We start from the raw sequence: 12,702 nt of genomic DNA, 5'->3' as shown, positions 1-12,702 counted from the left end.
GCTTTAGCGTCTCAAGGGATGCGAATAATACACCCTTTATTTTTCGAGTCAACACTTTGTTTTAAACTTTCTTTCGACAATTTAAAACCGAAGTTTTATTTAACTCTCTGAGTAGTTCGTGCCTCGCTATGCTTCGGCGTTTCCCGTCTCAGTGGGGTCGCATTATAGGGAGATTCGAGCGGGGGTCAATGTTTTATTTCAGCTTTTTGACAATTAAATGAATTTAGTATGAAAGCTATACAAATAAAGGGCTACAGGATACTTTTAGTTTAAAAAACACGCACAATATAAGTATCTATTGATGAGGTATTAGTAAGGTTTAAACTAAGCTGTATGTTAAACAAACAACACACAGCTTTATTTTAAATTAAAGGTTTATTTAGATGCTATTTCCCATACGGCAATAGAGCCTGATATTTCATTTCCAACGATTAAGAGTGGGTTTCCTGTGGCACTTTGCTCAGCTGGAACGAATACCATTCCTTCAGGCGCTAAATCGCCTGTAATATTAGCGTCTTTAATTAAGCCTCTATTATAGAAGTAGTCTTCAAACTGCACATTATATGGATTGGTAATATCATAAACCATAATCCCACCCATACGCTCAAGCCCTATAAAAGCAAATGTACGATCGTCAATTTTACCAATAGTCAGCGCTTCTGGCTCTGCGCCTTTATCATCTGAGCGTGAGTCACCTTTGTTTTCATCTTCATTGTTGTTAAATGCTTCACCATGAACCGATGCAGTAATACGACCTATATCATCGCCTGAATCAAACACCACCAGCCCATTGCTGTCCCAAATGGTAAACGAACGTGCACCATAAGCATAAAGCGATTCGTATTGACCATCATTATTAGTATCGCCTTTTATTGTTGTTACTTTTAAGCGACCAATATCGTTATCGTCGTTATTTAAGTAATCAAAATTAGCTGCAAGCGTTAAGTCTTCAACGCGGCTCTCATCTATATAAGCTAAGCAGCCGTCGTCTTTATCGTAATCAAGTCCGCCCTTTGCTATACAGTCTGCTTCATCCGTTGTATCAAAAAAGTATTCTCTTGCGTCACCTTCGTTGGCAGTGACTATAAAGTTAGCGCCTTTCCAACTAAAGCTTGAGATAGTATCGGGCTGGTACATACCATAGAGCCCTGGGTATGATTTAAAATTAACGCCGCCATCTTTATCTGAGGCATCAAGTTGTAAGCTTGACCAATCTTTAAAGCCTAAGCCCTTTAGCTCAAGGCTGTTGTCTTGTAGGTTAACTATTGCAAGTGCATTGTTTTCTTGAATAGATACATAAGCATATTTGTTATCTTTAGAAATGCTAACGTACTCGGGTTCTAAATCCATAGCTACTGTAGTATTTATTAGATTACCGTTAATAGTACGACCATTTGGGTTTGCAAAAACGACCCCTTGCGCTTCTAGTTCGGCTTGTTTGTTGTTATAGGCTTTAAAATCAATATTTATTGCTGTATCGGCTATTACATTATTTGTTATATCGATAATACTAATAGAACCTTCAGGATCTACGCTGTAGTCGCCACTTGGTTCACCTTCGTTAGCAACCACTGCCTTTGCGCCATCATGGGTGAACGTCACCATGTCTGGTAAAAATCCGACTGTAATATTTTTAATAAATACAGGTGAGTCGCCGCTTATATCGTAAAAAGCAATTTGACCTGTATCACCCGTGCTTTCAGCAGCCATTGCCACTGCAAGTAGGTTGTTATTTTCATCAATAGCAATGCTGTTTGCATCGCCTTGGGTATGCTCGTTTAAAGACAACGTAATAACGGACGTTAAATTTGTGGCGCTGATAACCCCTTCGTTATCTTTAACGAGTGCGGCAGTATCAAAGGTATCGGCGGGTAAAATATTAATAACAGCGTCATCGCCTGAACTGTTAATAGCGTAAATCCATTTTTTAGATGCTTGGTAAGCAACTATTTCAGCGGCACCTTCTGGACTTTGTGCATTTAATACTCCTCTTCCTACGAGGCTAATATTTAATACTGAATTAGCATTTACACCATTTATCCCATTAGTTCCAGTTGTGCCTTGTTCTCCCTGTAATCCTTGAGGGCCGTTTTGGCCATCGTCACCATCAAGTGAGCAACCAGTAAGAACAGATATAAGTGACAGCGCAATAATTGATTTTTTAAACATGTGATTTTCCTTAGTATTGTATTTGCTAAATATCAACACACAGGCATGACAAGATTATGGCAGTTTTAATACAGCCTCTTAGCCTAATTAATTAGCTTATACGCTAGCGGAGTAATTAAAATTAAAGCGGCCGTATAACCAAGCATTTTTACAGTCGGGGAATAATCTCGTTTAATTGCAACCCCTAGCAAAGGTCTAAGTACATCAATACGTGTAATACCCCATGTAATAACGCCGCAAAAAGACCAAGTCCCTGTAATAATGATGAATGGTTCAGCAACAGGCCCTAAACTTAAAGGCTGTAGTAAAAAACACAAAATAATCAAAATGCTTTGATGCAATAAATAAAAGGGAAACACCCATACATTGAGCTGTTTTAAATAGTAAGTATTAAAATTTAAGAATCGGTGAGCGAGCGCAAGTACAAAAAATACACCTACAACACGTTGAATATTGTAGCTAGCGCTTAAAATAAAATGAGGAAGAGTAAACACCTTCTGATAACTTAATATTATAAGTACAAACAAAACCGCAAAACTCAAAGCTAGTAATACTAATTTTTTATTTAAGCAGTTCCAAAAGTAAGTGTTTTTGGCAAGTATGTATCCTGCGAGTAGCAGTATTAAGCCGTTAGTCTCTCTAATTGAATCGCCAATTAAGTAATGGCTTGTAAATAGTACGGCAATAGTGAGCAAGGTAATTAAAAGCCCAAATGACATATCCCCTTTAACAAATGTTTTTAAAGGCGTAATAAAAGGCAAGCGTGCAAAAAGAGTTAAAACAATAATGATCAGCATAAATTGCCACAACGAGCGCAAATACCATAAGTGATTTACATCCACATTCGGCCACACTCCAGACTGATAATTATCAAAAAGCGTATTGTTAGTCTCTATAAAAGCTAAATAAAATTGCCAATAGCTAATATCAATAACATCGTGCTGCGACATTTCTGCAAACAGCTGTAAAGGCACTATTAACCATAACCCCACCAGCAAGGGTAATAGTAAAAAAATAGAGCGGTATAAGGCGAAATGTAACCAAGACTTAAAGCTGCGTACTTTATCAATCATAAAACGCAGTGCTACGCCCGATATAAACCAAATGAGCAACATGCGCCAAGGTGAAAACACCAACATTAAATATTCAACATACTGTGATGTATAATTACTTTTAAAATGAAATCCCCAGTTTTCGCTATACAACATGCCAATGTGATAAAAAATTAGCGACGCAAATGCGATTATCCTAAGCCAATCAAGGTAATATTTACGCGGATTAACTAATGAAGGTTGTTGTACTTGAGTGCTCATGCTTTTACTACTTTATGTATGTTATGCGTTATTCATACCTAAAGCTCTCGCTAAAACTATCTACAAGTGCTTATATTACAAGCAATAGTGATAAAAGGTGGTATACAGGGATAAGCGTGCCATGTCAGCAATAAGCATACATTTATGAACCTACAGCACTTTCAACGTTTTCAAAGTATTTACGCATCAGTATTACTGTGTGCTTACGTATTAATTAATAATACAGTAAACGCTACAACCCAAATAATGGAAGCCCAAAGAGAAGGGGCTTTAACTTTTTTAATGTGGGAGCCATTTGTTTGGGAGTATTCAAGTGCCTTGAGTACTTTGCTTATATTCCCTATTTTAATTTGGTTTTTAAGACACTTATCTTTTAATTGGCAAAATATTACGGCTTCATTAGGTATGTACTTTGGTGCCTCTATTATATTTAGCGTGTTACACGTTGGTATTATGGTAGGGGTTCGTAAATTCATATATTTGTTGAATGAGGGGTCTTACAACTTTGGACTTAGCTGGTTTGAGCTTATTTATGAATACCAGAAAGACGCTATAAGCTTTGTGTTTTTCATCGTACTTATCAAAGTATATCAATATGTGGTGCAGCAGTTACTAGGTGAAGCCTCTTCAATTGAAGAAAGTGAGCAGCAAACAACATCGACCATAAACCGCCTATTAGTTAAAAAGCTCGGAAAAGAATTCATTATAAAAATAGAGGATGTTGATTGGCTTGAATCGTCGGGTAATTATGTAAACCTACATATAGGCTCACGTATATATCCGTTAAGGGCAACGCTTACAGCATTAAGTAAACAACTTGAAGTGCAGGGGTTTTGTAGAATTCACCGCAGCCATGGCGTAAAACTCGATAAAGTGGAGTCTATTACACCACTACCCAGTGGCGACAGTGAAATAAAATTAACAACAGGTAAAGTACTAAACCTATCTAGACGCTATAAAGAGCACTTTAAACTTCAACTAAAATAAAAAAGGCTACCTAAGTAGCCTCTATGTTATTTTTTAACTGGGCGTTTCCAACCCGTTAAATTACGCTGTTTAGAGCGTGCTATTGCTAATTGGTCATCTTCAACGGTACTGGTGATCACAGAGCCTGCACCAATTGTTGCAGTTGCACCTATATTTACTGGGGCAACGAGTGATGAATTAGAGCCAATAAAAGCATTATCGCCAATAATAGTTTTTGATTTATTAACACCATCGTAGTTGCAGGTAATAGTACCAGCGCCAATATTCACTTTTTCACCAATTTCAGCATCACCTAAGTAACTTAAGTGGTTGGCTTTTGAGCCTTTGCCTAAACGGGTTTTTTTCATCTCAACAAAGTTACCAATGTGTGAGTCTTCTTCCATAACAGCGCCAGGGCGAAGGCGAGCATAAGGGCCCAACGTACATTTAGCAGCTACGCTTGCATCTTCAATTAAGGTATTCGCCTTTATTACCACGTTATCGCCTATGGTACAGTTTTTAAGTACACAGTTAGGGCCTATTTGTACATTGTTACCAAGGGTTACATTACCTTCAAAGATAACGTTTATATCAACTAATACGTCTTCGCCTGTTTTAACATTTCCGCGAACATCAATACGAGCAGGGTCGGCCAGTGTTGCGCCATTTAACATTAACTCTTCTGCTTGCCATACTTGGTAAGCGCGCTCTAAGCCTGCAAGTTGTACACGGTTATTTGCGCCTTCAACTTCCATTGCATGATCTGGTTGCGCTGAAGCGATCTCTACGCCTTCACTGTGAGCCATTGCAACGATATCTGTTAAGTAGTACTCGCCTTGTGCATTATTGTTAGATAAGTTACCTAACCATGTTTTTAATAGCTTACCGTTCACAGCCATAATGCCTGTATTTACTTCGTTAATAAGTAACTGCTCTGAGCTTGCATCTTTTTGCTCAACAATACCGACTAACTTACCACCAACACGAAGCATGCGACCATAGCCATTTGGGTTTACCAAATTTACCGTTAATACCGCTAAACCATTTTTAGGTGTTGCAGCTAATAAACGCTCTAGAGTTGATTGTTTTGTTAGCGGTACATCGCCGTATAAAATCAATACTGTGTCTTCATCGTTAATATGAGAGTTGGCTTGCGCTACTGCGTGACCAGTACCGAGTTGTTCTGCTTGAAGTACCCAATTTACATCGTTATCGGCAAGTTGTTGTTGTAATAGTTCGCCGCCGTGTCCGTAAACTAAGTTTGTAGTCGTTGCACCTAATGCCATCGCATTATCAATAACGTGCTGTACCATTGGTTTACCTGCAACATTGTGCAAAACTTTAGGTAGAGCAGAGCGCATACGAGTACCTTTACCCGCAGCAAGAATAACAGTTGTTAGAGCCATTAAAACAATTTCCTTTTTCCGTTGTTTTAGCTAAATAAGTATTATGTTTGTGCAGAAGATTACGTAGATCACTTCTTGTGCAGATACTCAGTAGGTTAGTTTATTCGTACTGAATCTTGACTGAAAAACACACTTAATTGGATGACGTTATTGTAGCGAGGATTGGTGAAGGATATAAGTGATAAAGCACAGATAATAGTCTGATAGACCTGTTATTTAACAATTATAAGTAAGCGATACACCATGTTTAAATTACAGACACAAAAAAGCCCACATAAAGTGGGCTTTTCAAAACCAGATAGGCTTACTTGTGACGTAATTGCTGAATTACGCGTAACTGAGCAACTGCTTCTGCCAGTCGCGTAGCCGCTTGTTGATAATCAAACTCAACAGCTGACGAATTCGCCATATGTTCTTCAGCTTCACGTTTAGCTTTTTGTACAGAATCTTCATCTAAATCTTCACCACGAACCGCAGTATCTGCAAGAATCGTGATGTGATTTGGTTGAACTTCTAATGTACCGCCAGCAACATATAACACATCTTCGTGACCATATTGCTTAACTAAACGTACCATACCAGGTTTAAGGGCAGTTAGTAGTGGAGCATGACCTAGGTTTACACCCAGCTCGCCTTCACTACCAGATACTTGAATCGATTCAACAAGACCAGAGAACAAGCTCTGCTCTGCGCTTACTACGTCAAGATGTACAGTCATAGCTGTCATACTACCCTCCTAGTTACATGCCTTTGGCTTTTTCTTGAGCTTCTTCGATAGAGCCAACCATGTAAAACGCTTGCTCTGGAAGCTCATCAAACTCGCCATTTAAAATGCCTTTGAAGCCAGCAATTGTATCTTTCAGTGATACGTATTTACCAGACGCGCCTGTAAACACCTCTGCCACGAAGAATGGCTGAGATAGGAAACGTTGGATTTTACGTGCACGAGATACAAGTTGCTTATCTTCGTCAGAAAGCTCGTCCATACCTAGGATTGCAATGATGTCTTTAAGTTCTTTGTAACGCTGAAGAACTGTTTGAACGCCACGTGCTGTATCGTAGTGCTCTTGACCAATTACTTGTGGGTCAAGTTGACGTGAAGATGAATCAAGTGGGTCTACCGCTGGGTAGATACCAAGTGATGCGATATCACGTGAAAGTACTACTGTTGCGTCTAAGTGAGCAAAGGTAGTTGCTGGAGATGGATCCGTTAAATCATCCGCAGGTACGTATACCGCTTGGATTGATGTAATTGAACCAGTCTTAGTTGAAGCGATACGCTCTTGAAGCACACCCATTTCTTCAGCAAGTGTAGGCTGGTAACCTACCGCTGATGGCATACGACCAAGAAGTGCAGATACTTCTGTACCAGCAAGTGTATAACGGTAGATATTATCTACGAAGAAAAGTACATCGCGACCTTCATCACGGAACTTTTCAGCCATAGTAAGGCCTGTTAACGCTACGCGTAAACGGTTACCTGGAGGCTCGTTCATCTGACCGTATACAAGCGATACTTTATCAAGTACGTTTGAATCGTTCATCTCATGGTAGAAATCGTTACCCTCACGTGTACGCTCACCAACACCTGCGAATACTGAGTAGCCGCTGTGCTCGATTGCGATGTTACGGATAAGTTCCATCATGTTTACAGTTTTACCAACACCGGCACCACCGAATAAACCAACTTTACCACCTTTAGCAAATGGACATACAAGGTCGATAACCTTAATACCAGTTTCTAAAAGCTCAACTGAACTTGATTGCTCTTCGTATGAAGGCGCTGCACGGTGAATAGACATACGGTCTTCTTCGCCGATTGGACCCGCTTCATCGATTGGCTCACCAAGTACGTTCATGATACGACCAAGTGTTGCTTTACCAACTGGAACTTGAATCGATTCACCTGTATTCATAACTAAAGCACTACGACGTAAACCATCAGTAGTACCCATAGCGATAGTACGCACTACACCGCCACCTAGCTGTTGTTGAACTTCTAAAGTCAAACCAGCTAAATCGCCATCTGTTACTCTTAGTGCGTGGTATACCGCTGGCACGCTATCTTGTGGAAATTCAATATCCACAACGGCGCCGATAATTTGGACGACCTTACCTAAACTCATGTCTATTCCTCTCGTTAATCTTTACCCGAAGCATTAAACTGCTGCTGAGCCAGAACAAATCTCACTAATTTCTTGTGTGATTGCTGCTTGGCGAGCCTTGTTATAAACAAGCTGTAGCTCGTCCATAAGGTCACCTGCGTTATCAGTTGCAGCTTTCATTGCAACCATACGAGCAGCCTGTTCTGAGGCAGCATTTTCTACCACACCTTGGTATGCTTGAGACTCAATAAAGCGTACTAACAAAGACTCTAAAATAGCCTCTGGGTTTGGCTCGTATAAGTAATCCCATGTGTGAGCAGATACTTCTTCTTCAGCTTTTGGCAAAGGGAGTAACTGATCTATAATTGGCTCTTGCTTCATGGTATTAACGAATTTGTTATATACCAAGAATAAACGGTCTATTTTGCCTTCAGAAAATGCATCAAGCATAATTTTTACAGGACCAATAACGTCTTGTACTGAAGGTTTATCTCCTAGGCCCGCTTTTTTAGCGAGTAGTTGACCACCAAAACGTTGAAAGAAGCCTGCTGCCTTACTACCTAAAGTAGCAAATTCAGCATCAACACCTTTCTCTTTCCACGCTTTAACATCAAGTGCAACTTTCTTAAACTCGTTTGAGTTTAAACCGCCACACAGACCACGGTCTGTAGAGATAACAATATAACCAACTCGTTTCACTTCACGTTCTTTTAAGAACGGGTGAGTAAAATCAAGATTTGCTTGAGCAACACGACCAATTACTTCACGTAATTTATTAGCGTATGGACGGCTTGAAGCAACGCGTTCTTGCGCCCTTTTCATTTTAGACGCAGCAACCATTTCCATTGCGCTAGTGATCTTTTGAGTATTTTTAATACTCCCGATCTTGCTTTTAATCTCTTTTCCGCTGGCCATGACTCTCTCTCCGAATCAAGGTGTGCTTTAGTTTCCTAAAGCGCACCATTAATAACTAAATTACCAAGTTTGCGTAGACTTGAACTTCGTAAGAAGTTCTTTAAGCTGCGCTTCGATCTCGGCATTCAAGTTACCAGTTTCATTGATTTGAGCCACAAGCTCTGCGTATGTGCTAGTTGCATACGAAAGTAAAGCTGCTTCAAAGTCACCGATTTTCGAAATTTCGATGTCTTGAAGGAAGCCTTTTTCAGCAGCAAATAACGACAAAGACATTTCAGCAACAGACATTGGCGCGTACTGTTTCTGCTTCATTAGCTCTGTTACACGCTCACCATGCTCAAGTTGAGCACGAGTAGCATCATCAAGGTCAGACGCGAACTGCGAGAACGCAGCTAATTCACGGTACTGAGCTAGGGCTAGACGAATACCGCCACCTAGTTTCTTAACGATTTTAGTTTGTGCAGCACCACCAACACGCGATACCGAGATACCAGCATTTACTGCCGGACGGATACCTGAGTTGAATAAGTCAGTTTCTAAGAAGATCTGACCATCGGTGATAGAGATAACGTTAGTCGGTACGAACGCAGAAACGTCGCCGCCTTGAGTTTCAATGATTGGCAATGCCGTCAATGAACCAGTTTTACCTTTCACTTCACCATTAGTGAACTTTTCAACGTAATCTGCGTTTACACGCGATGCACGCTCTAAAAGACGAGAGTGAAGGTAGAATACGTCACCTGGGTATGCTTCACGGCCTGGTGGACGCTTAAGTAGTAATGAAATTTGACGGTAAGCAACTGCTTGCTTAGACAAATCATCATATACGATTAATGCGTTTTCACCACGGTCACGGAAGTATTCACCCATAGTACAGCCCGCGAACGGTGCTAAGTACTGAAGTGCCGCAGATTCAGAAGCAGATGCAACAACTACGATAGTATTTGCTAGTGCACCATGCTCTTCTAATTTACGAACTACGTTTGCAATAGTAGATGCTTTTTGACCAATCGCAACGTACACACACTTAACGCCTGTGTCTTTTTGATTGATGATTGCATCGATTGCTAGTGCAGTTTTACCTGTTTGACGGTCACCGATGATAAGTTCACGTTGACCACGACCAACTGGAATCATCGCATCGATAGATTTATAACCAGTTTGAACTGGCTCATCTACTGATTTACGCTCGATTACACCTGGTGCAATTTTTTCTACAGGTTCAAACCCGTCGTTATCTAAAGCGCCTTTACCATCGATTGGAGCACCTAGTGTGTTTACAACACGACCAAGTAGACCAGGACCAACAGGAACTTCTAAAATACGACCAGTTGTATATACTTTTACGCCTTCAGTAAGGTCAGCGTACGGACCCATTACTACTGCACCAATTGAGTCGCGCTCAAGGTTTAGTGCGATAGCATAACGGCTGCCAGGAAGCTCAATCATTTCACCTTGCATACAGTCAGCAAGACCGTGGATGCGGATGATACCGTCAGTAACAGATACAATAGTACCTTCGTTACGAGCTTCACTTACAACTTCGAACTTCTCAATACGTTGTTTGATCAGATCTGAAATTTCAGTGGAATTAAGTTGCATGCTCTTTTTCCCAATTACGATTGTAGTGTTGTAGCTAAGCGGCTTAATTTACCGCGAATAGTACCGTCGATTACAGTGTCGCCAGACCTAATAATAAGTCCACCAACCACTGACGCGTCTTCACTACAATTCAGCTTAACTTTGCGTGCGAAACGTTTTTCAAGTGCCGCTACCAATGACTCTTGTTGCGCAGCAACAAGAGGAGTTGCAGAAATCACATCTACTTCGATTTCTTTATCGTATTCTGCTTTAAATTCAGCAAATAACTCAGCAACGTCAGGTAGAGCTGTCAAACGTCCATTTTCAGCCATCACCTTAACTAGGTTCTGACCTTGTTCGTTGAGCTGCTCAGCACAAAGTTGAATAAATAATTCAGCTTGTGCAGTAGCTGTAGGCATACCTGCTAAAGCAGATGATGCTTGTTCATTGCTGGCTACGTGGCCTGCAAAGAACAACATATCATTCCAGCTTTCTAGAGTGCCTTTCTCAACGGCAAGTTCAAAAGCCGCTTTAGCGTATGGGCGAGCGATAGTAGTCAAATTAGACATGCTCATACCCTCCTAATTACAGCTCAGCGACAAGTTTTTCAACGATGTCACTATGTGCGGCTTGATTAATTTCACGCTCTAAAATACGTTCTGCACCAATCACTGCCAGAGTTGCTACTTGCTTACGTAGCTCTTCTGTTATGCGATTACGTTCAGACTCAACTTCAGAGTGCCCTTGAGCAATGATACTTTCACGCTCTTGCTGACCACGAAGTGTTTCTTCGTCAACAATTAGCACTGCACGCTTTTTAGCTTGATCAATGATATCAGCCGCTTGAGCTTTTGCATCTTTAAGCTGTTCAGCAGCTTTCTTTTGCGCAAGTTCTAAGTCTTTTTCGGCTCTATCAGAGGCAGCTAAACCATCTTCGATTTTTTTCTGGCGAGCTTCAATTGCACCGTTTAGTGGTGGCCATACGTATTTCATACAAAATAATACGAACACCGTAAACGCAATCAATTCACCGATAAGAGTGGCGTTTAAATTCACAACCGCTCCTCCTTAAATAGTAAGCTGTTCAAAAAATAAAATTAAAGTACGAACAACAATACCATAGCGATACCAACACCAATCATTGCTACAGCATCGATTAGACCAGCAAGAATAAACATCTTAACTTGTAGCGAAGGTGCAAGCTCAGGTTGACGCGCACATGCTTCAAGGAATTTACCGCCCATGTTACCAAAACCGATTGCTGTGCCGATTGCACCAAAGCCGATTAGTAAAGCTACTGCGATATACTTAAGACCTAATACTAGTTCCATTTTTTTCTCCAAAGTTTCAATTGTAAATTAAAGTTAAATATTAAAGGTTGTAAAATTAGTGATTATCTGAGCTTGCCATACTTAGGTATACGATTGTTAGCATCATAAATACGAATGCTTGCAATACAATTACTAAGATGTGGAATACAGCCCAAACAAAATGCAATGGTAATTGCATAAATCCGATAGCGCCGATCAAGATGAAAATCAATTCACCTGCATATAAGTTACCAAACAAACGTAGCGCTAATGAAAACGGTTTAGAAACCAGCGCAATCAGTTCAAGTAATAAGTTAAACGGGATTAAAAGGATTTGTAGTGCAGTATTATTTGAACTAAACGGGTGAAGTGTTAGCTCTTTAATAAAACCACCGATGCCTTTTATTTTAATTGAGTAGCCTATCATTAAAATAAATACACCCAGCGCTAGCGCTGCAGTCATATTAATGTCTGTCGTTGGTACAATTTTCATGTACACATCGTGTGAATCCATACCAAACGCAGTTTCACCAACAAAACCAGCTAATGCAGGTAAAAAGTCAACCGGTATTAAATCCATTAAGTTCATTAAAAATATCCAAACGAATATTGTTAATGCTAATGGTGCAATAAGCTTGCTTTTACCATGGAAAGTATCACGTACGTTGTCACCAACAAACTCTACTACCATTTCAATGAAACATTGAAATTTTCCAGGTACACCTAGTGTTGATTTTTTAGCGGCACTACGAAAGATCCATAAAAATATAAGACCTAAACCGATAGACCATGCGAGGGTATCTATATGCCATGTCCAGAAACCACTATCCGTACATGCTTTATTGAAGGCGAGACCTGTATCGGTCGAACACATCTTAGCATTGGTCAAATGGTGCTGGATATGGCCAGATAGAGTAACTTCTTCTGCTGCCATGTT

12 protein-coding genes are annotated in these 12,702 nt (G+C 40.2%); 1 reads left to right on the top strand and 11 read right to left on the bottom strand.

Annotated elements, in window-relative coordinates; genetic code table 11:
* Nucleotides 1-375: 375 nt before the first annotated feature.
* The gene (locus QMA08_RS19305) at nucleotides 376-2,169 is read right to left on the bottom strand and encodes a choice-of-anchor I family protein (RefSeq protein ID WP_290175254.1); all 1,794 of its coding nucleotides are present in this window, start codon (nucleotides 2,167-2,169) and stop codon (nucleotides 376-378) included.
* Between the two features lie 83 nt (nucleotides 2,170-2,252).
* The gene (locus tag QMA08_RS19300; protein WP_290175253.1) at nucleotides 2,253-3,482 is read right to left on the bottom strand and encodes an acyltransferase family protein; all 1,230 of its coding nucleotides are present in this window, start codon (nucleotides 3,480-3,482) and stop codon (nucleotides 2,253-2,255) included.
* A gap of 144 nt (nucleotides 3,483-3,626) precedes the next feature.
* Here QMA08_RS19300 and QMA08_RS19295 point away from each other — a divergent pair, with 144 nt between their 5' ends.
* Nucleotides 3,627-4,469, top strand: coding sequence for a LytTR family DNA-binding domain-containing protein (locus tag QMA08_RS19295; protein WP_290175252.1), 843 nt, complete (start codon nucleotides 3,627-3,629; stop codon nucleotides 4,467-4,469).
* A gap of 26 nt (nucleotides 4,470-4,495) precedes the next feature.
* Here the strand turns inward: QMA08_RS19295 and glmU are convergent, their stop codons facing one another.
* From glmU to atpB, 9 genes are all read right to left on the bottom strand, one after another.
* The gene (gene glmU, locus QMA08_RS19290; RefSeq protein WP_290175251.1) at nucleotides 4,496-5,854 is read right to left on the bottom strand and encodes a bifunctional UDP-N-acetylglucosamine diphosphorylase/glucosamine-1-phosphate N-acetyltransferase GlmU; all 1,359 of its coding nucleotides are present in this window, start codon (nucleotides 5,852-5,854) and stop codon (nucleotides 4,496-4,498) included.
* A 304-nt stretch (nucleotides 5,855-6,158) separates the two neighbouring features.
* Entirely contained in the window at nucleotides 6,159-6,581 is a 423-nt protein-coding gene (locus QMA08_RS19285) for a F0F1 ATP synthase subunit epsilon (RefSeq protein WP_004335277.1), read from the bottom strand.
* Nucleotides 6,582-6,594: 13 nt separating this feature from the next.
* Nucleotides 6,595-7,980: a F0F1 ATP synthase subunit beta gene (gene atpD / locus QMA08_RS19280; RefSeq protein WP_004335274.1), complete on the bottom strand. Its 1,386-nt coding sequence runs from the start codon at nucleotides 7,978-7,980 to the stop codon at nucleotides 6,595-6,597.
* Nucleotides 7,981-8,013: 33 nt separating this feature from the next.
* A complete protein-coding gene (gene atpG / locus QMA08_RS19275) occupies nucleotides 8,014-8,874 on the bottom strand; it encodes a F0F1 ATP synthase subunit gamma (RefSeq protein ID WP_024597176.1) in 861 nt (286 codons plus the stop codon).
* Nucleotides 8,875-8,934: 60 nt separating this feature from the next.
* Nucleotides 8,935-10,476, bottom strand: coding sequence for a F0F1 ATP synthase subunit alpha (atpA, locus tag QMA08_RS19270; RefSeq protein WP_024597177.1), 1,542 nt, complete (start codon nucleotides 10,474-10,476; stop codon nucleotides 8,935-8,937).
* A 14-nt stretch (nucleotides 10,477-10,490) separates the two neighbouring features.
* Entirely contained in the window at nucleotides 10,491-11,024 is a 534-nt protein-coding gene (gene atpH, locus QMA08_RS19265) for a F0F1 ATP synthase subunit delta (RefSeq protein WP_004335267.1), read from the bottom strand.
* A gap of 16 nt (nucleotides 11,025-11,040) precedes the next feature.
* Nucleotides 11,041-11,511 (bottom strand): F0F1 ATP synthase subunit B, encoded by a 471-nt coding sequence (gene atpF, locus QMA08_RS19260; RefSeq protein ID WP_004335264.1) that lies wholly within the window; start codon nucleotides 11,509-11,511, stop codon nucleotides 11,041-11,043.
* A 41-nt stretch (nucleotides 11,512-11,552) separates the two neighbouring features.
* A complete protein-coding gene (gene atpE, locus QMA08_RS19255; RefSeq protein ID WP_004335261.1) occupies nucleotides 11,553-11,786 on the bottom strand; it encodes a F0F1 ATP synthase subunit C in 234 nt (77 codons plus the stop codon).
* 55 nt (nucleotides 11,787-11,841) lie between these two features.
* Nucleotides 11,842-12,699: a F0F1 ATP synthase subunit A gene (gene atpB / locus QMA08_RS19250; protein WP_024597178.1), complete on the bottom strand. Its 858-nt coding sequence runs from the start codon at nucleotides 12,697-12,699 to the stop codon at nucleotides 11,842-11,844.
* Nucleotides 12,700-12,702 lie beyond the last annotated feature (3 nt).

It is taken from the genome of Pseudoalteromonas sp. APC 3355, assembly GCF_030407615.1.
Lineage (GTDB): Bacteria > Pseudomonadota > Gammaproteobacteria > Enterobacterales > Alteromonadaceae > Pseudoalteromonas > Pseudoalteromonas distincta.
This window is presented reverse-complemented; position numbering and strand designations above follow the sequence as displayed.